Annotated in this window: 22 protein-coding genes; 10 read left to right on the forward strand and 12 right to left on the reverse strand. The window is 65.6% G+C overall.

The window, feature by feature from the left end:
* The first annotated feature begins 103 nt into the window (after window positions 1-103).
* Window positions 104-1843 carry a sensor histidine kinase gene (locus NA5_RS16770; protein WP_062986839.1) on the forward strand — a complete coding sequence of 580 codons (1740 nt, stop codon included), beginning with the start codon at window positions 104-106 and terminating at the stop codon, window positions 1841-1843.
* A gap of 6 nt (window positions 1844-1849) precedes the next feature.
* On the opposite strand, the gene NA5_RS16775 is transcribed toward NA5_RS16770, so the two are convergent.
* The gene (locus NA5_RS16775) at window positions 1850-3040 is read right to left on the reverse strand and encodes a beta-ketoacyl synthase N-terminal-like domain-containing protein (RefSeq protein WP_245672263.1); all 1191 of its coding nucleotides are present in this window, start codon (window positions 3038-3040) and stop codon (window positions 1850-1852) included.
* A gap of 216 nt (window positions 3041-3256) precedes the next feature.
* Here NA5_RS16775 and NA5_RS16780 point away from each other — a divergent pair, with 216 nt between their 5' ends.
* The 3 genes from NA5_RS16780 (at window position 3257) to NA5_RS16790 (ending at window position 7408) form a co-directional block, all read left to right on the forward strand.
* The gene (locus NA5_RS16780) at window positions 3257-4600 is read left to right on the forward strand and encodes a sensor domain-containing diguanylate cyclase (RefSeq protein WP_062986841.1); all 1344 of its coding nucleotides are present in this window, start codon (window positions 3257-3259) and stop codon (window positions 4598-4600) included.
* 9 nt (window positions 4601-4609) lie between these two features.
* The gene (locus tag NA5_RS16785; protein ID WP_062986843.1) at window positions 4610-4948 is read left to right on the forward strand and encodes an antibiotic biosynthesis monooxygenase family protein; all 339 of its coding nucleotides are present in this window, start codon (window positions 4610-4612) and stop codon (window positions 4946-4948) included.
* A gap of 84 nt (window positions 4949-5032) precedes the next feature.
* Window positions 5033-7408, forward strand: coding sequence for a HelD family protein (locus NA5_RS16790; protein ID WP_062987012.1), 2376 nt, complete (start codon window positions 5033-5035; stop codon window positions 7406-7408).
* A gap of 60 nt (window positions 7409-7468) precedes the next feature.
* On the opposite strand, the gene NA5_RS16795 is transcribed toward NA5_RS16790, so the two are convergent.
* The 3 genes from NA5_RS16795 to NA5_RS16805 all read right to left on the reverse strand — a co-directional run bounded on the left by NA5_RS16795 (window position 7469) and on the right by NA5_RS16805 (window position 9830).
* Window positions 7469-7921, reverse strand: a complete 453-nt coding sequence (locus tag NA5_RS16795) for a universal stress protein (protein WP_062987014.1) — start codon at window positions 7919-7921, stop codon at window positions 7469-7471.
* A gap of 539 nt (window positions 7922-8460) precedes the next feature.
* Window positions 8461-8877 (reverse strand): DoxX family protein, encoded by a 417-nt coding sequence (locus tag NA5_RS16800; protein ID WP_062987016.1) that lies wholly within the window; start codon window positions 8875-8877, stop codon window positions 8461-8463.
* Window positions 8878-8948: 71 nt separating this feature from the next.
* Window positions 8949-9830 carry a helix-turn-helix domain-containing protein gene (locus NA5_RS16805; RefSeq protein WP_245672264.1) on the reverse strand — a complete coding sequence of 294 codons (882 nt, stop codon included), beginning with the start codon at window positions 9828-9830 and terminating at the stop codon, window positions 8949-8951.
* Window positions 9831-9883: 53 nt separating this feature from the next.
* Here NA5_RS16805 and NA5_RS16810 point away from each other — a divergent pair, with 53 nt between their 5' ends.
* Complete coding sequence (locus NA5_RS16810; protein ID WP_062987018.1) at window positions 9884-10363, forward strand: VOC family protein; 480 nt, start codon at window positions 9884-9886, stop codon at window positions 10361-10363.
* A 38-nt stretch (window positions 10364-10401) separates the two neighbouring features.
* Here NA5_RS16810 and uvrB read toward each other — a convergent pair whose 3' ends face one another.
* Window positions 10402-12585: an excinuclease ABC subunit UvrB gene (gene uvrB / locus NA5_RS16815; RefSeq protein WP_062987020.1), complete on the reverse strand. Its 2184-nt coding sequence runs from the start codon at window positions 12583-12585 to the stop codon at window positions 10402-10404.
* A gap of 262 nt (window positions 12586-12847) precedes the next feature.
* Between uvrB and NA5_RS16820 the strand changes: the two genes are divergently transcribed.
* The gene (locus NA5_RS16820) at window positions 12848-13492 is read left to right on the forward strand and encodes a ribonuclease FAU-1 family protein (protein WP_062987022.1); all 645 of its coding nucleotides are present in this window, start codon (window positions 12848-12850) and stop codon (window positions 13490-13492) included.
* A 70-nt stretch (window positions 13493-13562) separates the two neighbouring features.
* The gene (locus tag NA5_RS16825) at window positions 13563-14087 is read left to right on the forward strand and encodes a ribonuclease FAU-1 family protein (protein ID WP_062987023.1); all 525 of its coding nucleotides are present in this window, start codon (window positions 13563-13565) and stop codon (window positions 14085-14087) included.
* Window position 14088: 1 nt separating this feature from the next.
* On the opposite strand, the gene coaE is transcribed toward NA5_RS16825, so the two are convergent.
* Window positions 14089-15300 (reverse strand): dephospho-CoA kinase, encoded by a 1212-nt coding sequence (coaE, locus tag NA5_RS16830; protein WP_062987025.1) that lies wholly within the window; start codon window positions 15298-15300, stop codon window positions 14089-14091.
* Window positions 15301-15596: 296 nt separating this feature from the next.
* Between coaE and NA5_RS40445 the strand changes: the two genes are divergently transcribed.
* Window positions 15597-15809, forward strand: coding sequence for a hypothetical protein (locus NA5_RS40445; RefSeq protein ID WP_157110460.1), 213 nt, complete (start codon window positions 15597-15599; stop codon window positions 15807-15809).
* Between the two features lie 85 nt (window positions 15810-15894).
* Here NA5_RS40445 and NA5_RS16835 read toward each other — a convergent pair whose 3' ends face one another.
* The 3 genes from NA5_RS16835 to rpsA form a co-directional block, all read right to left on the reverse strand.
* Window positions 15895-17439 carry a phospholipase C gene (locus NA5_RS16835; protein ID WP_062987027.1) on the reverse strand — a complete coding sequence of 515 codons (1545 nt, stop codon included), beginning with the start codon at window positions 17437-17439 and terminating at the stop codon, window positions 15895-15897.
* 200 nt (window positions 17440-17639) lie between these two features.
* Entirely contained in the window at window positions 17640-19073 is a 1434-nt protein-coding gene (locus NA5_RS16840) for an SPFH domain-containing protein (RefSeq protein ID WP_062987029.1), read from the reverse strand.
* Between the two features lie 154 nt (window positions 19074-19227).
* Window positions 19228-20697, reverse strand: coding sequence for a 30S ribosomal protein S1 (gene rpsA / locus NA5_RS16845; protein WP_062987216.1), 1470 nt, complete (start codon window positions 20695-20697; stop codon window positions 19228-19230).
* 291 nt (window positions 20698-20988) lie between these two features.
* Here rpsA and NA5_RS16850 point away from each other — a divergent pair, with 291 nt between their 5' ends.
* Complete coding sequence (locus tag NA5_RS16850) at window positions 20989-21843, forward strand: class I SAM-dependent methyltransferase (RefSeq protein ID WP_062987031.1); 855 nt, start codon at window positions 20989-20991, stop codon at window positions 21841-21843.
* A gap of 82 nt (window positions 21844-21925) precedes the next feature.
* On the opposite strand, the gene NA5_RS16855 is transcribed toward NA5_RS16850, so the two are convergent.
* Complete coding sequence (locus tag NA5_RS16855; RefSeq protein WP_062987033.1) at window positions 21926-22513, reverse strand: TetR/AcrR family transcriptional regulator; 588 nt, start codon at window positions 22511-22513, stop codon at window positions 21926-21928.
* 43 nt (window positions 22514-22556) lie between these two features.
* On the opposite strand from NA5_RS16855, the gene NA5_RS16860 reads away from it, so the two are divergent.
* The gene (locus NA5_RS16860) at window positions 22557-23453 is read left to right on the forward strand and encodes an SDR family NAD(P)-dependent oxidoreductase (RefSeq protein ID WP_062987035.1); all 897 of its coding nucleotides are present in this window, start codon (window positions 22557-22559) and stop codon (window positions 23451-23453) included.
* A gap of 62 nt (window positions 23454-23515) precedes the next feature.
* Here the strand turns inward: NA5_RS16860 and NA5_RS40450 are convergent, their stop codons facing one another.
* Both NA5_RS40450 and NA5_RS16865 read right to left on the reverse strand, forming a co-directional pair.
* Window positions 23516-23686, reverse strand: coding sequence for a type II toxin-antitoxin system antitoxin (locus NA5_RS40450; protein WP_157110461.1), 171 nt, complete (start codon window positions 23684-23686; stop codon window positions 23516-23518).
* 8 nt (window positions 23687-23694) lie between these two features.
* Window positions 23695-24579, reverse strand: a complete 885-nt coding sequence (locus tag NA5_RS16865) for an SPFH domain-containing protein (RefSeq protein ID WP_062987037.1) — start codon at window positions 24577-24579, stop codon at window positions 23695-23697.
* Between the last annotated feature and the right edge of the window lie 3 nt (window positions 24580-24582).

Raw genomic sequence — 24582 nt, forward strand, 5'->3', positions numbered from 1 at the left:
ATGCCATCACCGCTACGCCACCGCGAACAGGGCCGAAAGTCCTCGATCGACCAACTAGACTGGCCTAGGCGCTGTTACGCGCCTGCCAGAACAGGATGCCGTCATGACCGAAGAGCTTGGCAGCGGCCTCTATTCGGTACGCGACACGCTGTCGCAACTTCGGCTCAGGGAGCTGCTGTCGGAGGTCAAGGAACGCGTCGAACTGATCATCGATTCACGCGACCGGATGGACGGCTTGGTCGAGGCGATGCTGACCGTCACCTCCGGCCTCGACCTCGATGAAACCCTGCGCGCCATCGTGCATACCGCCACCAGCCTGGTCGACGCCCGTTACGGCGCACTTGCCGTGCGCGGACACGAACAGCAGGTCACCCAGTTCCTCGACGAGGGCATGGACGACACCATCAGGCAGCGCATCGGTCGACTGCCCGCCGGACACGGCGTACTCGGCGAGGTGTTCACCCAACCCAAACCGCTTCGCCTCGACGAACTCTCGAAACACCCTGCCTCCGTGGGGTTTCCGGAACACCACCCGCCGATGCACACCTTCCTCGGCGTCCCGGTGCGCATCCGCGACGAGGTCTTCGGCAGTCTCTACCTCACCGAGAAGGCCAATGGTCAGCCGTTCACCGAGGACGACGACGTGCTCGTGCAGGCGCTGGCGGCCGCGGCCGGTATCGCGGTCGACAACGCCAGACTCTACGAATCGGCGCGCACCAGACAGGCCTGGATCGAGGCCACCCGCGATATCGCCACCGAATTCCTCGCGGGCACCGAACCCGATCTGGTACTCGCCCATGTCGTCGACCATGCGCGCACGCTGACCGGATCGCATCAGTCGTTCCTGGCCAGCACCGCGATACCGCAACTCGAACTCGCCGCGGTCTCCGAACTCGTCATTACCCAATGGTCCGGTCCTGGTAGCGGATTCGACGGACTGACCGTCGTTGCCGATGGCACCGCACTCGGCGAGGCCTTCACCCGCCGCACCCCGCTGCGCTTCGACGATGCCGCCCTGATCGACCTCGGCGTTCCACTGCACGATGTCGGGCCCGCGCTGATCCTGCCGCTGTGCACACCTGACGCGACACTCGGCACGCTGGTCACCGTGCGCCCCATCGGCGCACCGCCCTACCCCGACGAACTCGTCGAGCTGACGAACGCCTTCACCGACCAGGCCGCACTGGCCATGCAGCTGGCCGAAACCCAGCGCAGGATGCGCGAACTCGATATCCTCGCCGACCGCGACCGCATCGCCCGCGACCTGCACGACCATGTGATCCAGCGGCTGTTCGCCATCGGACTCACCTTGCAGAGCGCGGTGCCGCGCGCCGAGGTTCCCGAAGTGCGCCAACACCTTTCGACGGTCATCACTGATCTGCAGGAGGTGGTTCAGGAGATCCGCACCTCCATCTTCGATCTGCACGGCGGCAATGGCGGCAGCATCGAATTGCAGCAGCGGATCGAGGATGCGGTACGCCAGCAGACCACCGATTCGCCGCTGCGGGCCACCGTGCAGGTGACCGGCCCGCTGTCGGTGCTCGAGGCCGAATTGGCCGATCACGCGGAGGCGGTGGTGCGCGAGGCGGTGAGCAATGCGGTGCGGCATTCCGGCGCGGCGACCGTCTCGGTGGAGATCAGCGTGGCCGATGATCTGACCATCGTGGTCACCGATGACGGCTGGGGCGTCCCGAATCACGTGATCCGCAGCGGATTGCGGAATCTGGAGCAGCGGGCGGAGAAGTCGGACGGGCAATTCACCATCGGGCCCGCGGCGGCGGGTTCGCATGAAACGGAGAGCATGCCGGGCACGAAATTGTCCTGGTCGGTGCCGCTTCCGTAAGTGGGCTCAGTCGACGGGACCGAGCACGACCATCGAATTATTGCCGCCCATGCCCAGCGACAGCTTGACCGTGATCCCGCCCTCGAACGGCGTCGGTCCATCCAATAGTCGCTCGTAGGCGGGCGCGACGATCGGCGCGGCGGGCACGATGCCGCGGTCGTAGGCCAATGCCGCCGCGGCCACCTCGACACCGGCCGCCGCGCCCTGGCAGTGCCCGGCCAGCGGTTTGACCGAATAGACGTGCGGCCGGTCGTCGAACATCCGCCGAAGCAGATCACGCTCGGCCGCATCGCACTGCCGGGTGCCGGTGCCGTGCGCGTTGAAATACCGCACATCCTCAGGGGCGATAGCGGCGTCGGCGAGCGCGTAGCGTGCACAGTCGAAGATCTGGGTGTGCCCGGGATCGACCGAAACCACGTGATAGGCGTCGTTGGTCATACCGCCGCCGAGCACCGCGGCATAGGGCCGCTCGACCGAACGAGTGAGGACGAACGCGACCGACGCCTCGCCCATACTGAAACCGCGGCTGCCCTCCTGGAAGGGGCGGCAGGCCGACAGCGGTTCGGCATCGCCGACCGCGGCGCCGAGCCGGACGAAGTGCTCGAGCATCTCGGGGGTGGCCGACATATCGGTGGCGACACAGATCACATCGTCGGCGACACCGCAGTCCAGCCATAGTTTGGCGGTGATCAGCGCGACATTCGCCGAACTGCACGCCGCCGAGACATTCATCGACGGACCGTGGAAACCGAATTCCTGCTGTAGCACCGAGATCGGTGTGGACGGCAGTAGCCGCAGGTAGTCGCGGGAGCGTCGGTGACCGTCATCGGCCAGATAGAACTCGCGCCAGTTGGCGACATCGCCGAGCACGATGGCGTGCAGCAGGCCGACGGTGCCGCCCGGTCGCCAACCGCGCCCGGACGCGTCGGCGATCGCCTCACGACCCGCCTCCTGGATGGCGCGCCCGTAGACGCTGGTGCTCACCATGGGATCGCCGCCTTCGGGAATCAGCGAAACCCAGGCGTGCTCATCGCGGCCGACGCCGTAGCCTGGTTGTAGTGAGGCCGCGGATTTCCCGCTCAGCAGCCCCTGCCAAAGCGTCTCCCGACCCCAGCCGTACCCGCTGACCGCACCGATCCCGGCGATCGTCATATGATCTTGATGGCGCTTTTCATTGTTGGGGTGGGTACCCGACATGGCATCGCTCCTTCACCGGCTCCCGGGGCCGAAGCGACGTTCGGCTCGAGAAATGTTCACAAATCCGGGTTCGGTAATGATCAACACATAGGCGGCCGATGGAGTGCCCGGACTGTGAGCGAAGCAATAGCGTCGACGATGTGATCTTGTACACGTCGAGACCAGAATAATCCCATGTTCCAATGGCCATGATCAGGTCGACGATCGGGGGTTCGAGTGGATCAGGACAAGGCAGTCGACGTCGGGGTCGACGCCGAGCAGCTGGCCCAGCGCTACCGGTCCCTGGTCGAGCACACCCCGGACGGGATCGTCGTACACGAGCGCGGCACCGTCGTCTACGCCAACCCGGCCACCGCGCGCATGCTCGCGGCCGAAAGCGCCGATCAGGTGATCGGCCAGCCGCTGACCCGATTCGTCCATCCCGACTCGGTGCCCGGCATGGTGGACCGCATCAGCCAGCTGACCACCGCGGGCGCGGCCTCCGAGCCCACCGAAATGGAGCTGATCCGGGTCGACGGCGAGATTGTCCCGGTCGAGACTGTTTCGGTGCTCACCGCATGGCACGACCATCTCGCCTACCAGGTGGTCATCCACGATCTCACCGCCCAGCGCGCCGCCGAGGCAGCGCAGCGCCGGGCCGAACAGCACTTCACCACGGTGGTCTCGCAGTTGGAGGAGGGCGTGGTGGTCATCGACCGGAACGGCCGCATCGAATCGGCCAATCCAGCGGCGGTGCGGATCTTCGGCACCGACGAACGCACCGGCGAACTCATCGGCGCCACCATCGACGAACTGCCGCTGATCTTGCTCGACGCCAATGCGCAACCGCTTCCGCCGAGTCGGCATCCGGTCGCGCGCACCCTGGCCACCGGCGAAACGATTACCGGATACATCTTCGGCGTCGACCGGCACGACGGCCAGCGGCGCTGGCTGTCCGGCAGTTCGCGGCTGCTCAATCCGGGTGATCCCGATTCACCCGCGGTGTCGTCCTTTGCTGATATCACCGAATTCCGGGCCAGTCGAAGGCAATTGGAGTTCCAGGCCACGCACGACTCGCTGACCGGACTGGCCAATCGCTCGCTGATCCTGTCCCAGCTCGCCAATGCGCTGGCCGCCAGTGAGGATCTGCCGGTCTCCACGGTGCTGTTCATCGATCTGGACGGCTTCAAGGCGATCAATGACACCCTCGGCCACGCGATCGGCGATACCGTGCTGCAGATCGTGGCCCAGCGGCTGCAACGCGCACTGCGCGGCACCGATCTGGTCGGCCGACTCGGCGGCGACGAATTCCTGGTGCTGCTGTCCGGCCGGACCCGGCGCGTCGATCTCGACTCACTGGTCCTGCGGCTGCGCTCGACCATGGCCGAACCGATCATCGCGCGCGGGCACCGGATCGAGGTGAACGCCTCGATCGGCGTGACCGAACTCGAAGAGGGCGATAACCGCACGCCCGAGGCGGTGCTGCACGATGCCGATCTGGCGATGTACCGTGCCAAGCCGACCGGCCACCGAGACGGCCCCGGCCTGGGTCGCAGACCGAATAACACGCACGCTTCCTGAGGGTTTCCGTTGATCATCGAACACGCGCTTTTGCCCGTCCGCCCCGCCGAAGCGGCGGCCTTCGAGGCGGCATTCGCCGAGGCCAGGCCGATCATCGAGAGCATGCCGGGCTTCCGGTCGCTGTCGTTGTCACGATGCGTCGAGGCGCCCGAGACCTATTTGCTGCTGGTGGGTTGGGAACACTTGAGCGACCATGTGGACGGCTTCCGCGAGTCCGCCGGATATCAGCGCTGGAAGCAACTACTGCACCACTTCTACGAACCGTTCCCCGTCGTCCAACACTTCGCGCCGGTCCTGGCCACGGACCCGCTACCTGCGGTTACAGCGAGCCCGCCGAACCGGCAGTAGACTCGAAAACTCTGTTTTCAATGGCGTTCGCGTGCACCGTGACCTGCGTGTGCACCGGCTCATCGCGGTGACAAGGAGTTCAGTTTGCCCGACCGCCTCACTCAGGACCGTGCCGCGCTCGACGGCGCCCCCGAGCGGAACCGCGAGCTCGACCAGGAGCAGGCCTACCTGTCCGTGCTCTATGAACGACTCGACGATATGCGCGAGTACGCCACGAAACGCCTGCGCACCGTGCTGCTGGAAACCGGTGGCACCCCGCAGGCCCGCACCGAACGAGAATCCTTCAGTCAGCTCTATTCCGAGGACCTGGCCAAATACGACGCCGCCGAACACGGCCTGTGTTTCGGCCGCATCGACCTCGACGGCAGTGCCATTTCGAGCGACCCGCAAGCCAGCGGCCAAGAAGGGGAATACCGCTATATCGGCAGGCTCGGCATCCTCGACGAGAAGGACGATTACGAGACGCTGCTGCTGGATTGGCGCGCGCCGCTGGCCCGTCCGTTCTATCTCGCGACTACCGCCGCACCGGACGGGGTGATCCGGCGCCGACATATCCGGTCCCGCAATCGGCGGGTCACGGCCATCAACGACGAATACCTGGACCTCGACGCGGCCCGTACCGCGGGTGTGTCCGAGGGCGAGGGCGGCGTCGGCAGCGAGAGCGCATTGCTCTCGGCGCTCAATGCGGCGCGCACCGGCCATATGAACGACATCGTCGAGACCATCCAGAGCGAGCAGGACGCGATTATTCGCTCCGAGCACAAGAGCGTGCTGGTGGTCCAGGGCGGTCCGGGCACCGGCAAGACCGCCGTCGCACTGCACCGCGCGGCGTATCTGCTCTACACCTACCGCCAGCAGTTGGCCAAGAGCGGTGTGCTGATCATCGGCCCGAACGCCACCTTCCTCGATTACATCGGCCAGGTGCTGCCATCGCTCGGTGAGACCGGTGTGCTGCTGTCCACCATCGGCGATCTGTATCCGGGGGTTAAGGCCACCCGCGAGGATTCGCTGCGCGCCGGGGAGATCAAGGGGTCCCTGGCCATGCTGGAGGTGCTCAAGCAGGCGGTGCGCGACCGTCAAGAGGTGCCCGCCGAACCGATACGCCTGGCCTTCGACGGCTACCCGGTCACACTCGATCGCAAGATCGCCACCAAGGCGCGCGGCCGGGCACGCTCCTCGCGGCGGCCGCACAACCTGGCCCGGCCGATCTTCGCCACCTCGGTCATCGACGCACTCACCGAGCAACTGGCCCAGACCATGGGCGCGGATATTTCCGGCGGCCACCGGGGGATGGCAGGAGGCGCAGCCGACGGGGCGGGTAAGGAAAGTCTGCTCAGCCGAACCGATCTCGCCGAGATCCGGGACGAAATGCGGGCCGATCCAGAGATCCAGGCCGCCATCGGCAAGCTGTGGCCGATGCTGTCGCCACAGGAGGTGCTCGCGGATCTGCTCGCCGATCCCACGCGACTCGACCGGGCCGCGAGCGGTTTGGATCCGGCCGACCGAGCCGAACTCATGCGCTCGGACAACGGCGAATTCAGCGCGCCGGACGCACCGCTGCTCGACGAACTCGCCGAACTGCTCGGCATCGACGACACCGAGGAACGCGAACGCGCCCGCCGCCGCTGGCGGGCGCAAATAGCCGAGGCCCAGGACGCACTCGACATCCTGACCGGTTCGGCGCCACAGGATCTCGAGGACGACCTCGATCCGGAGATCCTGATGGCCTACGACCTGATCGACGCCAGCCAGCTGGCTGAACGTCAGGATGTGCGCAACCGGCAGACCACCGCGGAACGCGCGGCTGGCGACCGCAATTGGACCTACGGCCACGTGATCGTCGATGAGGCGCAAGAACTTTCGGAGATGGCCTGGCGAATGGTGATGCGCCGGATACCGAACCGGTGGGTCACCGTGGTCGGCGATGTCGCGCAGACCGGCGATCCGGCGGGCGCCTCGTCCTGGCAGCGGATGCTGGAACCCTATGTGGCACAACGGTGGAAACTCACCGAGCTGACCGTGAACTACCGGACCCCAGCGGAGATCATGACGGTCGCGGCCGGTGTGCTCGCCGAGATCGATCCGGCCGCGGCGGTGCCGCGCTCGGTGCGCGAGACCGGTGTGCGGCCGCGCGCCCATGCCGTCGATGCCAGCGAATTGCGCAGTGCGGTAGCACAATTGGTAGCCGCCGAGACCGGCCCCGGTACCACGGCCGTCATCACACCGCATGAGATGGTCGCGGACTTCGCCGAGTTGGCTGGCGAATCCGTCCGGGTGCTGACGGTGCACGAGGTCAAGGGTCTGGAATTCGACGCGGTCTATCTGGTGGAGCCACAGGGCATCCTCGACGATTCACCACGTGGGATGAACGACCTGTACGTGGCACTGACTCGCGCCACTCAGCGACTCGCGGTGGTGCACACCGGCGACCTGCCACCGGTGCTCAGCGGGTTGGATTGACGAGAACGGCGACAGCCGCACATTCCGGGGAATGTGCGGCTGTCGTTTCGGCTCTGCTACTTACCTGACGGTGTGCACGATCAGCACATCGGAACGGGACTTGCGTGCCACATCCGAGGGCACCGAACCCAGCAACCGGCCCGCGAGGGTGTTCAGCCCGCGGTTACCGACGACCAGCAGATCGGCCTCGACCTCCTTGACTAGCGCGAGCAGCGATTCGACGGGCTCACCCACGATCGCACGCTCGACGATATCCTTGGCGCCCTCCGCGGTGGCACGGGCGCGGGCGGTGCGCAGGATCTCGCTGGTGGGGGCGGAGCCGCGCACCTGGTAGGCCTCGTCCTTGAGCACATCGGCGGCGGCGGCCACGTCGCGATCGTCGGTCGGGTAGTACGCGCAGGCCACGACCAGGGTCGCACCCGCGGCCGCGGCCAGCGAGGCGGCCTTGTCGACGGCGACGTACGACGAGTCCGAGCCATCGGTACCGACGACAATGGTCCGGTAGGCGGTCATGCCTCCACCTCGCTAGCGCTCGGCTCCGGCATGACCGCCTGTGGCGCTGCGCCCATGGTTCGCTCGCTTCGCTCCCTCACGGCTTTCTCCTCCAACTTGTGGTGTCGGGTGCCTGCGCGGCTACCACGTGGAGTCGTGGCACCCGCGCGGCGACTGGGGTCGACCATAGCGGCAAATCGGCCGGAAATAGCAGAAATCGCAACACATCACACTGCGGGAGTTCCGGGTTTACCGACTCGGGTTCATCCGGGGAATGCCATAGGGCCTTTGCGACCTGGGCGGACCTAATTTCCCGGTTCACTACTTGTGATCCATCACAACCGGCTCGAACCTTCTTGTCCCCGTGGGATATTCATCACATTTACCGGGGCGCAGCCGCTATACGACGGCAACGCTGCCCTGACCGCGACCGGTAAGAACGCACCCGGCCGCGTCGACGGCATCCACCCGGTTCCGCAGTTACCCCGATGGAACCCCGTCGGAACGAAAATGCGGGCCGCGGCTATACGGCTCACAATTTCGGCACAATCCGGTCGTATCTACAGACCGGTGAAAAGCGGTCCGGTGATGGTCAACCCGAGTTCGTCGACGTGCGCGAAGAAGGCGAACAACATCAGCGAGGCACCCGCTAGTGCGAGATCCTTGTTGAAATGGATCATCTCGCCCTGCTTGGCCTCCGGCTCGATCTCCTTCCAGAACTGGTGCATCAGCACTGCCGTCGGCACCAGCATGATCACCAGCAGCAGTGCCCCGAGGTCGGCCCATACGCCGAGCAATACGCTGAGGCCACCGACCGCGAGCACGACACCACCGGCCAGCACCGCGACCCTCGGCTGCGGCAGGCCGCGAATCCGCGCATACTCGGTCATCGCGTCGGTCTGCGTGAAATGTCCGACCGCGGAACTGAAGAACAACACCACGAAAAGTACCCGCCCTATCAACACCAAGACATCCATCGCCACTCCTCACTCGCCGATGCGAAGGGCCGATTCCGATTCGTGCTCGAAGCGGTCGAACGCTAGCGGTCCTACATTCTGGTCGGAACGACCTTCGAAGTCACCTCGTTACGGGAGCGTAGCGAATTCTTGGCGTATTCCAGCGGAGCCATTCCGACTTCCGCGGTGAACTCCCGGGAGAAATGCGCTTGATCGAAATAACCCAACTCGGTGGCCAGCGCCGCGAGATCTTCGATGCGCCCGCGTGCGAGTAGATCGGCGCTGTCCTGGAGTCGGTATCGGCGCAGCACCCATTTCGGTCCGGCGCCGACATAGCGCCGGAACATCCGCTGCAATGTGCGGATCGGGATATCGAACCGATCGGTGACCTGATCGACCCGGGTCAGTTCCAGATCCTGTTCCATGGCGGCGACGATGCGCAGCACCAATCGATAGTTGGGATCCGCCGCGGCCTTTCGGCCGATCAGGAAATCCTCGATTATGGTGCGGCGCTTGGTATCCGAGGATTCGGCCAATACCCGATCGGCCAGTCCGGCGGCCTCGGGCAACACATCCGTCAGCGGCACGGCGGTATCCCGGAACGCACCGACATCCAGTCCGGTGAACGCGCCGAATCCACCGGCGCGAAAACGTGCGCCGAAGGTCTCCCCCGCACCGCTGAGCTCGCGGACGAACTTCGTCGTGCAGACGCCGTTGACGAAACCACCGGTACGGGATTCGGTGCGTTCGAAGGTGACGTTCACGCACGGGAACGGCAGCACCTCGGCGTAGTACGGCGGCCGACCGGTCAGATCCCAGCGCACCGACCAATACCACTCGACGAACCGCCCGACCTCCGGTCCGGCCGACAGCCGCGCCAGCGAGCGATGTCTGGCCTGCTCGGCGGGATGCAGAATGCCCTTCACGCTGTCGGCCGCGGGGACCGGAACCGGGATGCCGGCTGATCCGGTCACGGCTGTCGCTTTCTTACAAGACCACTTCGCCGCGCTCGAGGAGGCTTATCGGTATGAGCGAAACAACCAACACCGTGCACCCCATCGCCGACGGCTACCACTCCATCACCTGCTTTCTGGCCGTGCCCGATGGCAATAAGGCAATCGAGTTCTATACCAACGTCTTCGAGGCCGAGGTGATCAGCCGCAACGATCTCCCCGACGGCCAGCCCGCGCACGCCGAACTGAAGATCGGCGACTCGACCCTGCAACTGGGCATGCCCATCCCGGACAACAATGTGCTGGCTCCCAATGGCGAATGGGTGCACACCTCGATCGTGCACTACTGCCCCGACGTCGACGCTGTCATCAAGCGGGCCATCGAGAACGGCGCTCGCAGTGCGGAAGAACCGCAGACCTTCGTCACCGGTGACCGCTTCGGCGTGGTCATCGACCCCTTCGGTCACCGCTGGGCGGTGCTGACCAAGGTCGAGAATGTTTCGCGCGAAGAGGCCGAGCGCCGCGTCAACGAATGGCTGGCCACCCAGAGCTGATCCACGCCGAGCCCGGCGGCGTCGAAAGACGCCGCCGCTCAACTCAACCCCGCGGCGTCCATCCCGCGCAGTTCCTTCTTCAGATCCGCGATTTCGTCGCGCAGGCGACCGGCCAATTCGAACTGCAACTCGCGTGCCGCATTCATCATCTGCGCGGTGAGTTCCTTGACCAGATCGGCCAATTCGGCCCGCGGCATGGACTTGACGTCGCGGCCCTCGTACACCCCCGCGCTCACCGCCCGCCCCGGCTCGCCCTGGGCGCGACGACCGCGACTCGCGTTGCGGCCGGAACCGCCGACGGCCACCTCGCTGTCGTCGGCCTCCTGATACACCTGATCCAGGATGTCGGCGATCTTCTTGCGCAGCGGCTGCGGGTCGATGCCCATCGACTCGTTGTAGGCGATCTGCTTGGCCCGGCGGCGGTCGGTCTCCTCGATCGCGTGCTGCATCGAGTCGGTGATCTTGTCCGCGTACATATGCACTTCACCGGAGACGTTGCGTGCCGCGCGACCGATGGTCTGGATGAGGCTGGTGCTGCTGCGCAGGAAGCCCTCCTTATCCGCGTCCAGGATCGCGACCAGCGACACCTCGGGCAGGTCCAGACCCTCGCGGAGCAGGTTGATGCCGACCAGCACATCGAACTCGCCGAGTCGCAGCTGTCGCAGCAGCTCGACCCGACGCAACGTATCGATCTCCGAATGCAGGTACCGCACCCGGACACCGAGTCCGAGCAGATAGTCGGTGAGATCCTCGGCCATCTTCTTGGTCAGCGTGGTGACGAGCACCCGTTCGTCGCGTTCGGTCCGCAGCCGGATCTCGTGCACCAGATCATCGATCTGGCCCTTGGTCGGCTTGACGACGACCTGCGGGTCGACCAGACCGGTCGGCCGAATCACCTGCTCGACCACCTCACCACCGGCCTGGCCGAGTTCGTACGGCCCCGGGGTGGCCGACAGATAGACCGCCTGCCCGATCCGTTCGGCGAATTCCTCCCAGGTGAGCGGTCGATTGTCGATCGCCGACGGCAGCCGGAACCCGTACTCGACCAGATTGCGCTTACGCGACATATCGCCCTCGTACATGCCGCCGATCTGCGGAACGGTGACATGCGACTCGTCGATGACGAGCAGGAAATCCTCCGGGAAGTAATCCAGCAGCGTCGCGGGCGCCGATCCCGGCGCACGCCCGTCGATATGGCGCGAGTAGTTCTCGATGCCCGAGCAGAATCCGACCTGGCGGATCATCTCCAGGTCGTACTGGGTGCGCATGCGCAGCCGCTGCGCCTCCAGCAGTTTGCCCTGGCGATCGAGCTCGGCCAGCCGCTGCTCGAGTTCGGCTTCGATATCGCGGACCGCGCGCTCCATCCGCTCCGGCCCTGCGACATAGTGCGTGGCCGGGAAGATCCGGACGGTATCGACCTGTCGCACCACATCGCCGGTGAGCGGATGCAGGTAGTACAGCGCCTCGATCTCGTCGCCGAAGAATTCGATGCGCACCGCGAGTTCCTCGTAGGACGGGATGATCTCGACGGTGTCACCGCGCACCCGGAACGAACCGCGGGTGAAGGACATGTCGTTGCGGGTGTACTGCACATCGACCAGCAGCCGCAGGAATGCGTCGCGATCTATTTCGGTGCCGACATCCAGCTGCACCGAGCGATCCAGATACGACTGCGGCGTGCCGAGACCGTAGATGCACGACACCGACGCGACCACCACGACATCGCGGCGCGAGAGCAGACTCGAGGTGGCCGAATGGCGCAGCCGCTCGACATCGTCGTTGATCGAGCTGTCCTTCTCGATATAGGTATCGGTCTGCGCGATATAGGCCTCGGGCTGGTAGTAGTCGTAGTACGAGACGAAGTACTCGACGGCGTTGTTGGGCAACATCTCTCGCAGCTCATTGGCCAGCTGCGCGGCGAGGGTCTTGTTCGGCGCCATCACCAGCGTCGGCCGCTGCAGCCGCTCGATCAGCCAGGCGGTGGTGGCCGATTTGCCGGTGCCGGTCGCGCCGAGCAGCACCACGTCACGCTCGCCCGCTTTGATGCGGCGCTCGAGTTCGGCGATGGCCGCGGGCTGATCACCGGCGGGCTGGTGTTCGCTGACGACCTGGAACTGCCCATCGGCCCGCTCGATCTCCCCGACCGGCCGGAACTCCGAATGCGCCAGCGGGGTGCCCCGGTCCTCATAGCCTTCCGCCGGGATTTCGGTTGCGAATGCCATGGTGACCAGCCTAGGCGCAGGCACCGACAGATTCCTCGGCCCGGCGGATCCGCCGCCGAGCGGACCGGCTCCGGATTACGATCGGAGTACGGCCTCGCGGTCCGAAGCACCGCCGCTGACGCACAATCCGTTACCTGTCCTATAGGGCAGGTAAACGGACGTTAATGTCTTTTGCCGCAACGTAATTCGTCTCTTTTCAGCATCGGCGAAGCGGCTACGGCAGGTGTAGCCTGATTTAGTTGTCGGACTTGAGGATGAGGCCATGAGCGCTCTGATTCCATTGCTTGCCGCCGCGCCCGCTGTGACCGGTATCGCCGGTTTCGTCGCGCGTGATTTGCGGGGGGTCACCCCCCTGATCCAGCCCACCACCACTGCCGCCGCACCGGGATCGCCGATGACCACCACCCAGCTAAGACCGAAGATCGAGCATTTCAATATCGCCGAGCTGACCATGACCGACCCCAAGGGTTTCGTGCGCCCGATCGACCGCGTGCACGTCGAGCCGTGGGGCCTGTACGTGGCGCGCACCGTCGGCGGTCCACGGATCCAATACATGGAGACCTGGTTGCTGCCCGAACTCTGGTTGCGCGTGACGATCGTGCACTACCAGCCCGGACATCACCGCGACCTGGACTACTGCCTGCATATCGGCGAGTACACCAGGATCGAGCCCAAGCGCTGGAAGTCCATGGACCAGTACCTCGAGATCGCGGTGCGCCACTCCCGCGCGGCCGAACTGCGCGGTGTGGAGGATCTGCTGGCCGCTCATTCGGCCGGTCTGATCGATACGACGCATGCGCACCACGCGCTGGACCGGGCGACCAAGGCCATGGAAGGCCTGGCCGCGCATGGGCACGAGGTCGAGCGTTGGCTTGCCGCCAAGGAGATCACACTGACCTGGATGTAGCTCAGATCCGGCCGGACCGACTGCTGCCGTACCACTCGACGGCGCGGCAGCGGCGGTAGATTCTATTTGCATGACACAGGCACCATCAGTGGACGTGCACAGGCCCAAGGTCGAGTACTTCAACCTCGCGGACCTGACCAACACGGACCCGAAGGGCTTCGTCCGGCCGGTGGAACGGTACTGGACCGAGCCGTGGGGCCTGTACATGGCGCGCACCTCCGATCACCCGCAGTTCCACTACATCGAATCCTGGCTGCTGCCCGGACTGTCCATTCGGGTGACGATCTTCCACTATCACCCCGGGCACCAGCGCGATCAGGACTACTACCTCGATCTGGGCCAATTCACCAAGGTCGGTCCGAAGAAGTGGAAGTCGGTGGACCACTACCTCGATATCGTGGTGCGCTCGGGGCGCGAGATCGAACTGCTCGACGTGGACGAGTTACTGGCCGCGCACACCGCGGGATTCATCACCCTCGCCGAGGCCCAAGCCGCCATCGAACACGCGTCCATCGCCATCGATGGCATCGCCGCCAACGGCTATTCTCTCGACGGCTGGCTCGAGACTTTCGACATCACCCTGACCTGGCTGTAGCTCAGCGTTCGACGCTGTCACCCCAGGCCACGGCCCGCGCGTAGGCGGCGGCGAACCACGGTTCCTTCACGTCCAGATACGCCAGCGTCGCCGCCTCGCCGGTCAGTCCGGCCGCCTTGGCCTCACCCTCGCGCTTTACTTCCAGATACTCCGCACGCACGGTCGCATCGGCAATCAGCCAGTCCCGGAACAGCAATGCGAACTCCTGCCCGGGCGAACCCGCCGCTCGGATATGCACGTTCGCCAACCGCCCCGGATCGGCACTCTGGTGAAACCGCTTGGCCCACAGTGCCGTATCGCTGCCCGCCGGATCCGCCGCCGTCGGCTTCGGATTATCGCCGGTGATATCGGGCCGCACCGGAAAACCCGCCGCCCCCAACGCATCTCGCAGTCCATCGGCGGCCGCCAGGTCCGCGACGGTGATCTGCACGTCGATCACATCCTTGGCGGGCAATCCCGGCACCGCGGTGGAGCCGATATGGTCGATCCGCGATGCCGCCGCACCACATGCCACCCACAGCCGGGCGATGAGCCGCTGCGCCTGCGTCGCCCACTCCGGGTTCGCTGGAACCACCCGCAGTTCCTTGCGCCGCGCCGGTGTCGCGGTGCGCAGGTTCTGCTCGAACGGCACCAGCCGTTGCGCCCACAACTGTCGGACAACCGAATCAAGAGCACCCGGCTCCCCACTATTGTCCAACAGCACATCCGCGACAGCCCGGCGCTGCTCATCGGTGGCCTGTGCCGAAATGCGCGCCCGGGCATCCGTTTCGGAAACGCCGCGGAATTCCACCAATCGCCGTATCCGAGTTTCCGCGGGAACATCGACGATCAATACGAGATTCATCAGCGGCGCGAGACCGTTTTCCACCAGAAGTGGAATATCTTGAACAAGAATGGAATCCGACGGCGCGGCGGAAATCAATTCCGTGGTTCGTTTACCGACCAACGGATGGACAATGGCATTCAACGTGGCGCGGTCTTCGTCGTTTCCGAATGCCTTGGCCGCCAGCGTCGGCCGATCGAGGCTGCCGTCGGCGGCGAGGATGTCAGGGCCGAACGCCGCGACCAACGCCGTGAGGCCCTCGGTACCCGGCTCGACGACCTCCCTGGCGATCACATCGGAATCGACGATCACCGCGCCGAGATCGGCGAGAATTCGCGCCACCGTCGACTTGCCAGCTCCCATGCCTCCGGTGAGGCCGATCCGTAACATTCGACCAGTCTCGCATCCGCGCTGTCACGCCGAACGCAACCCCCCTGCGCGCGCAATCCACCCAATCGGCCGGAATACCCACTCGCGCCGCCCATTCCACCGTCTGAAACGCCATTTGCCCGATCCGTGACTGGGCCGAGACCATTTCGCAACATTTCCGCTGGATTCCCGCCGCCGAACCACAACTTCCGACACGCCGAGGCAATTACTCGTGCAAAATACTGTGCCGAACACTTTCGTTCGACTAATCTTCGCCGTGGCGATCCAGGCCAATACCAGCAAGCAAAGGAACACCATTGGGCACCAAAATCAACCAGGCGGGTCGCCACCGCCTGGGTAAGGCGGGAGGCATGCACTGCATCAAGCACCCCGCCGTCGCGGCAGCGCTCGCCGAGCACCGCCGCTCATGGTTCACCGCTTTGATCAGCCCCGCTCGGCACAGCTTCGCGGCCATGCGAAAACGCTCCGCCGCCGCGACCGCGTACTGGGTGCCTGCGACCGCCAGCTGACTTCTGCCGCCCATCTGGTCATAAACCTCCGGTGACCCAGCCCTCTCCAGGCTGGGTCACTTCGTGCTGCACCGGCTTCCGCGGCCTAGCCCCGCACGATGCCGCTCGGACGGCGTCGCGAACCGGGTTGCTGGGTCGGCATCTGGTTGGGCGGCACGGGATACGGGGCACCCGAGTTCGTGGTGCCCTGTGCGATATTCGGGCCGCATTGGGCGATCGCGGCATCCATCTTCGGCTTCGGATCACTCAGCACCGGCCTGGCCGGATCCGGGGTCGAGCCGAAGTCGAAGGCCGAGGTCATATCGCCGGTGACGCTGCGCCGCCACCGCGTCAGATTCGGCACCTCCACACCGAAACGCGTCTCCAGCAGCCGCAGCTGCGAAGTGTGATCGAAGGTCTCCGATGCGACAAGCCCGCCGCGGCTGTACGGCGAAAGCACCAGGCCGGGAACGCGATACCCCAAACCGATCGGGCCCGCGATACCTTTGGCGGCCTTCACCCGATCCAGCGGGACGGTGACGAATTCACCCGGTGTGCCCGCTGGCGCGGTCGGCGGGGTGACGTGGTCGAAGAAGCCGCCGTTCTCGTCATAGCTGATGATCAGCGCGGTCTTCTCCCACACCTTCGGATTGGAGGTGAGGATATCGAGTAGCTGCACGATGCCGTACGCGCCGAACGCCGCGGGCAGCGCGGGATGTTCGCAGTTGATCAATGACGGAATCACCCAGGACACGGCGGGCAGCGTGTCGTTGGCGACATCGGCTTGAAAGTCGTTCGGGTACACGGGTGCGAGACCGCGCCGGGCCAATTCGGAATTCGGATCCGCGGATTGGGTGAAACAGCCGAGCATGCCGTCCAGGATCACCGAGGACAGCGGGCCCACATCCCGGTTGTTGTAGATCTTCCAGCTGACGCCCGCCTCGGAGAGGTTCTCCGGGTAGGTCCGCCAGCTGTAGACGTGCTGCGGGATCAGTGTGGGCGTCTCGAGCAGCGGTCCACCCGCCACACCGTCCGGGTCGATGGTGGCGCTGATCCAGTACAGCCGGTTCGGATCCGTCGGGCCGAGGACCGAGCAGTGGTAGTTGTCGCAGATGGTGAACGCGTCGGCGAGTTCGTGGTGGATCGGAATGTCCTCGCGCAGGTAGTAACCCATGGCCGCGGGCGCGTTGGCCGGGCCGACGCTGGCAATGGACATCGGCATCCACTGATCGTTGGCGCCGCCGTTCCAGGCCTGGTGCATGCCACCCCAGCTGTGGTCCGGATCGTTGATGCATTCGCCGTCGAGGGTCGCGCCGCGGGTGGTGTCGAGGCGGAACGGGTTCACGAAACCGTCCGGGGTCGGACCGACACCGGGCGTCCAGCCGTACTGCTGCCAGGCTTTGGATGCATCGCCGAAGCCGCGCACGCCGGGCATGGTGCCGAAATAGTGGTCGAAGGAACGGTTTTCCTGCATGAGCAGCACGAAATGCTCGATATCGCCGAGGCCGCCGGTCCCGGCCGGATCGGCGGCGTAGGCGCGTTCGATGATCGGATCGGCCCAGGACGCCAGTGCGCCCACCGCTCCGGCCGCAGCGGCCTTCGCCAGGAACTGCCTACGGTTGAGACCGCTGAACGGACTCGCTGCGCACATGCGTGGTGTTCCCTTCCCTTGTGGCCAGGTCCGAATGGGCTCGGTCGAGCCGGGTCTCGCCCATTCGCCTGCACCTTGCCATCTATGGCATCGACGCCAGAGCCTACGCGAACCGACGTAGCGCGAAGCGATTCCGGTCGACTTGGCGCACGCCGCCTGCGCCGGGACCGCGGACAGTCGAGATGATCTGCGGCGCAGTCCTACTCGTCGAGCGGGGGCCTGCTGGACTCAGCGGCGGGTCGAGCCGTCGACCAAGCGTCGAGCACGCGAATCAACTGGCCGATGAGCGTTGACAGCCCGGACAAGTCGCCGCCCAGCTGATAGGTCTTCAGCTCGGCGGGCGTTGGCAACTGCGCGACGATCTGCGGGAGCGAATCCACCAATTGCGCCTGCGTAGCCGCGGCCGAGCGGTGATTCGTATTGTCGATCCGAATTCGATCCCGTTCCAGATCGAGCAGCGCGTCATCATGCGCGGCCCGCGCGCGCCGGGCCGCGACGGCGATCTCACCGTCGAGTTCCAGCTCCCGCAATTCCAGCTTCCTGCGCAGGTTTTCGGCCTCTTCGCCGTGTTGCTCGCGCTCCAGCCGCAGCGCGTGCAGTGCGGTCTCCTTGGCGAGCTCGGCCACCGCGCGCTGATCGTCATGGGTACGGGTGGTGCGCCGCAACTGTTCCGCGGTCTCCCGGTCGAATCGCGCGGCCTCGTTGCGCGCCCGCAGTTCGGCCAATTCCCGCTCGTTCTCGATCCTGCGTTCCTCGGCGAGGCGATTCGCCTCGGTCTCGCGGGCCGAAAGTACTTCCTGCGCAGCGAGTTCGGCGAGGCGCGCGATCTGGTTCTGTTCGCTGCGGTAGGGCTTCTGCAGGTTCTCCCACAGCGTCGAGGAGCTGACCACCGCCTCTTTGATCTGCACCGTGACAATGCGCAGACCGAGCCCACGATCGCTGTCCGCCTTGGTGTTTCGATCGGCGCTGCCCTCGGCGACCGCCCGTAGCCGCGCCGTCAATTCCTCGATGATCGGCTGCTTATCGCTGAGCACATCGCGCACGCCCATCGTGGAGACCTTGTCCTTGATGGCCGCCTCGGCCTGCTCGCGCAGCTGAATATTGACCAGCCGCATGGGATCTTCGGCATCGGAGAAGTCCAGCTTGCGATAGGCGGTGGCGAAATCCTCGATGATCCACTGCACGTAGCCCTGTACCAGCACGCCCTGCAGTTCACTGCAGATGCAGTAGGCGTTGATGAGAATCGTCTGCATCGCGCCCGGCACAACGAGATACGAATCCGTCGCGGGGTTGAACCGGAACGACACCCCGAGACCGATATGCAGCGGTTCGCCACGGCCGCGGCGGGTGTGCACGACGAAGGCATTGGGCGGCACCAAAACTGTTTGCCAGCGCCAGAATCCGGTGACCCGAACCTCCACCGGTCCGGGGCCGCTGCCCTGTGGCGTCGGTCCGACTCGATCGGCTCGCTTGGCGATCGCGCCGCGCGGTGCGGGACCGCCCGGTGCCGCCGGTGCCCCGGCGAACGCTTGCGCGGGTGCGACCGGTTTGCGTGTGCGCAGATCCCCCTCCAGCGCCGCCTGCTGTGCCACCACTTGGTCGAGATAATCGTTCTTACCCGGATTGCTCCCCATATCCGGGCACACTACCGGCGAATCCGGTGCAGTACCCGGCGAATTCAGCTGACGCACAACCAACGTGCTCGCTCCCACGAACAACACAAAGGCCCCGGTCCGATCGGACCGGGGCCTTCGCTACTGCGCTGGTGAATCAGGTGTTGCCGGGAAATCAGGCGTTGCCGGAGAGCTTCTCGCGCAGGGCCGCGAGCTGGGCGTCACTGGCGAGCGAACCGCCAGCGGGCTCGGCCTGGCCGGAGGATGCCTGCGCACCGCTCTCGGAGGAGTAGTTGCCCGACGCACCGCCGCCGTTGGCGGCCTCGGCCGCGGCGTCGGCCGCCATCTTCTCCATCTGCGCGGTGTGCATCTTGTGGCGACGCTCCGCCTCGGCGTAGCGGCCTTCCCACTCTTCGCGCTGCTTGTCGAAGCCCTCGAGCCACTCGTTGGTGTCGGGATCGAAGCCCTCGGGGAAGATGTAGTTGCCCTGGTCGTCGTAGCTGTCGGCCATGCCGTACTTCGACGGGTCGAACTCGGCGTGGTAGTCCTCGTTCGCCTGCTTCAGCGACAGCGAGATCCGGCGACGCTCGAGGTCGATGTCGATGACCTTGACCATCGCATCGTCGCCGACCGCGACGACCTGGTCCGGGACCTCCACGTGGCGCTCGGCCAGCTCGGAGATGTGCACCAGGCCCTCGATGCCCTCTTCGACGCGCACGAAGGCGCCGAACGGAACCAGCTTGGTGACCTTGCCCGGCACGATCTGGCCGATCGCGTGGGTGCGGGCGAACTGACGCCACGGGTCTTCCTGGGTCGCCTTGAGCGACAGCGAAACCCGCTCGCGGTCCAGATCGACGTCGAGGACCTCGACGGTGACCTCGTTGCCGACCTCGACAACCTCGGACGGGTGGTCGATGTGCTTCCAGGACAGCTCGGAGACGTGCACCAGACCGTCGACGCCGCCGAGATCGACGAACGCGCCGAAGTTGACGATCGAGGAGACCACACCCTTGCGGACCTGGCCCTTCTGCAGCTGGTGCAGGAACTCGCTGCGGACCTCGGACTGGGTCTGCTCGAGCCAGGCGCGGCGGGACAGGACCACATTGTTGCGGTTCTTGTCCAGCTCGATGATCTTGGCCTCGATCTCCTTGCCGACGTAAGGCTGGAGGTCGCGGACCCGGCGCATCTCGACCAGGGAGGCCGGGAGGAAGCCGCGCAGACCGATGTCGAGGATCAGACCGCCCTTGACGACCTCGATGACGGTGCCCTTGACGGCCTCGTCCTTCTCCTTGAGCTCCTCGATGGTGCCCCACGCCCGCTCGTACTGCGCCCGCTTCTTCGACAGGATCAGGCGGCCTTCCTTGTCCTCCTTGGTGAGAACAAGAGCCTCGACCTCATCGCCCACGGAAACGACCTCGTTCGGGTCGACATCGTGCTTGATGGAGAGTTCGCGAGAGGGGATGACGCCTTCGGTCTTGTAACCGATGTCGAGCAGGACCTCGTCGCGATCGACCTTGACGATGGTTCCTTCGACGATGTCGCCGTCGTTGAAGTACTTGATCGTGGCGTCGATGGCGGCGAGGAAGTCCTCGGCGGAGCCGATGTCGTTGACGGCTACCTGCGGCGAGGTGACGGTGGTGGGCATGTGTCGGTTTGCTCCGGACGGATTGTGGTCGGTTGCGGACATTGGAACTTTCGGTACGCTGCGATCTCACCGCGATGACGCGACGTGACGGACATAATGAACGTACCGCACGCAAACGCTTGTGAAACTCAGCACGGGTGTCGGTGTTACTTCTGTACAGTTGCCCCCGCAGATTGTTACTGCAATGACATCGGTACGGGCAGTACCCAAGACACTCGCGCGTTCAGCGTACGCGACCTTGGTCCAGCCGGGCAAACCGGTCCCGACGCCACGCCGGGATAGTCTGACGACGTGTCGGAAGATCGTCATACGCAGGCGAACGCACTGCTCGGGACCACCGCGACCGCGCGGACCAGAATCGGTTCGGCCGCCAGTCAGCAGGCCAGTCGGCGCTGGTGGGACGCCGATGCCGACCAGTATCACGAAACCCACGCCGACTTTCTCGGCGTCGACTCCCCCGAGGGGGAGTTCATCTGGTGCCCGGAGGGCCTGCACGAGGGCGATATGCATTTCCTCGGCGAGGTCGCTGGCAAGCGGATCCTGGAGATCGGATGCGGATCCGCGCCGTGTTCGCGCTGGTTGGCCGGGCAGGGCGCGCATGCGGTAGGACTCGATCTGTCCATGGGGATGCTCGCGCGCGGACTCGCGGCGATGGCGCGCGGCGGGCCGCGGGTGCCCTTGGTGCAGGCGGGGGCGGAGGCACTGCCGTTCGCCGATGAATCCTTCGACCTGGCGTGTTCGTCCTTCGGCGCGGTCCCGTTCGTGGCGGACTCCGAACAGGTGATGCGCGAGGTTGCGCGGGTGTTGCGGCCGGGCGGTCGCTGGGTGTTCTCGGTGAACCATCCGATGCGCTGGATATTTCCGGACGACCCCGGCCCCGCCGGTTTGACCGCCTCGATCCCCTATTTCGACCGCACGCCGTATGTAGAGGTCGACAGTGCGGGCAGACCGACCTACGTCGAACATCACCGCACCATCGGCGATCGAGTGCGCGAGATCGTTGCCGCCGGGCTGCTGCTCGACGACATCGTCGAACCGGACTGGCCGGAATGGCTGGAGCGGGAGTGGGGTCAGTGGAGTCCACTGCGTGGCGAGTTGTTCCCTGGCACCGCCATCTTCGTCACCCACAAACCGCCCACCGCCTAGTTCTCAGCACGCCGGGAGTGCCGCGAAGTTCGGATCGAGCCGGGCGGCGGGGCAGGTATATGCCGCCCAGCGGGTGTCCGAATCAGCTACGGACCGAGCTGAATTCGTCGAGTAGTGCGGCTCGCGCATCGCCGATATGCGAGCCGAGGTCCCCGCCGGTGCGCAACCAGATCTCGTAGCCCGCGAAGAAACAGGCCATGCCGACCTTGGCCCAGAGCAGCGGCCGCACATCGGTGCCCGCCGCCACTCGCAATCGGCGCGCAAGGTGTTCGGCGACAAGGGATTCCACCGCATTGCGTTTGGCCAGCTCGCGGGCCTGCAGGGCCGGGTTGGCCGCGATCAGCGCATCGCGGGCGCGCGCGTCGGCGAGGCGGGCGGCGAAGCGTTCGACCAGGGGGCCGATGACGGCGGCCATGGTCTGCTCCGGGGATTCGTCGGCCGGGCGGTCGGCCAGCAGCCGGGCCAGTTCCGCGCGATGCTCGTCGTCCTCGGCGAAGAGCAATTCGTCCTTGCTCGCGTAGTAGCGGTGCAGGGTGCGCGTCCCGACCTCGGCCTCGGCGGCGATATCCGCCACAGTCACGGCGTCGTACCCGCGCTCGACGAACAACCGCAGCGCGGCATCGGCGATGGCCCGCCGGGTCCGCTCCTTCTTTCGATCCCGCAACGACATCCGAATATTGTCGCACAGCGCGCCATGTGGCACACTCTGCCATATGACAACAAGTGACAGAACTGTCGTGATCACCGGCGGCACCAGCGGACTCGGCCGTGAATGCGCCAGGTCACTTGCCGCCGATCCGCGGTGGACGGTCGTCGTGACCGGACGCGACGCCGACCGGGCCCGAGCGGAAGCCGTCGCAATCGGCGCGCAAGCAGTAACGCTCGACCTCGGCGCCCTGGCCTCCGTCGCCCATTTCGCCGACGAATTCCGCAGAAGCGGACTGCCCCCGTTGCGCGCACTGGTGTGCAATGCCGGACTGCAGTTCACCCGGCGCAGCTATACCGAGGACGGCGTGGAGGCCACCTTCGGCGTCAACCATCTGGGGCACGTCGCTCTGGTCCAAGCACTGCTCGACGACCTGATCGCGCCCGCGCGCATCGTCTTCGTCACCTCGGGCACACACGATCCGGATCAGTTCACCGGCATGCCCGATCCGCTGAATACCGATGTTCGCGAACTCGCCTATCCACCCGATCCGACCGAATCCGCGCAACGCGACGGCCGTCGCCGCTACAGCACGTCGAAGTTGGCCAATCTGCAGACCACCTACGAACTGGCGCGCCGGTTCGAGACGCGCGGCATCACGGTGAATGCCTTCGATCCGGGACTGATGCCGGGCACCGGACTCGCCAGGGACGCCGGGGCGGCGGCAAAACTGTTGTGGCGCACGGTCGCTCGGGGTCTGGTGCTATTGCCCGGTGTGAATACGCCGCGCCGATCGGGTGCGGATCTTGCCTGGCTGGTCACCGATCCGTCGCTCGACAAGGTGACCGGCCAGCATTTCGTGGGCCGTACCGCGAAACCGTCATCGAAGGCGTCCTATGATCGCGACGCCCAACACGCGCTGTACGCCGACAGTCTCGTCCTCCTCGGCGAGCTCGCACACTGAGTCGGACGACGATGCCGAACCCCCGTAGGCATTCGGCATCGTTGCGGCAGAGTCTATTCCGGCTACTCCTCGAGCGGTTTCGCCTTCGGCCCGCGCCCCGCCTGTTTCAACGCGAGGCGCAGTGCGTACTCGATCTGGGCATTGATACTGCGCAGGTCGTCGGCGGCCCATTGGGCAATGGCCTCGTGTATCGCCGGGTCCAGGCGTAGCAGGATCTTCTTGCGCTCGGCCATGAGGCGACTCAGGAGTAGAGCGAGCCGGTATTGACGACGGGTTGGGTGGCACGGTCACCGCAGAGCACGACCAGCAGGTTGGAGACCATGGCGGCCTTGCGTTCCTCGTCGAGTTCGACGACGCCCTGCTCGGCCAGCCGGTCCAGCGCGAGCCCGACCATACCGACCGCGCCCTCGACAATGCGGGTGCGCGCGGCGACTACCTGGGCCGCCTGCTGCCGCACGAGCATGGCCTGGGCGATCTCGGGCGCGTAGGCGAGGTGGGTGATCCTGGCCTCGATGACCTCGATGCCAGCCAGTTCGGTGCGGTCGCGCAGTTCGACGGTCAGCTCCTCGGCCACCTCGGCGCCGTCGCGCAGACTGGTGGCGTTCTGGTCGTGCGCGTCATATGGGTGGGTCGTGGCCAGGTGTCGCACGGCCGCCTCGGATTGGGTCGCCACGTACTCCTCGTAATCGTCGACCGAGAATGCGGCCTTGAAACTGTCGACCACTCGATAGACCACGACGGCGGCGATCTCCACCGGATTGCCGTCGGCATCGTTGACCTTGAGCTTCTGGGTCTCGAAGTTGCGCACCTTCAGCGAGATGCCGCGGCGGTCGGTGAGCGGCACGACGGAGTAGAAGCCGGGTTCACTCAGCGAGCCGATGTACCGGCCGAAGAACTGAACGACCTTGGCCTCGTTGGGATTCACCACGGTCAGCCCGGTGGCCAGCAGCAGCAGCACGACCACGAGCACGGTCGCGATGATCGCGCCGACCAGGGCGGGCACATTGTCGTTGTGCGCGGCCACCGCGTATCCGGCGATGGCGCCGCCACCGATCAGGAGCGTGAGGACGAACCACGAACCCAACACGAGAAAGCCGTTGACGTGGAAGGCCGACCGAAGCTTCATGAC

It is taken from the genome of Nocardia anaemiae NBRC 100462, from assembly GCF_001612725.1.
In the GTDB taxonomy this organism is placed as follows: Bacteria; Actinomycetota; Actinomycetes; order Mycobacteriales; family Mycobacteriaceae; genus Nocardia; species Nocardia anaemiae.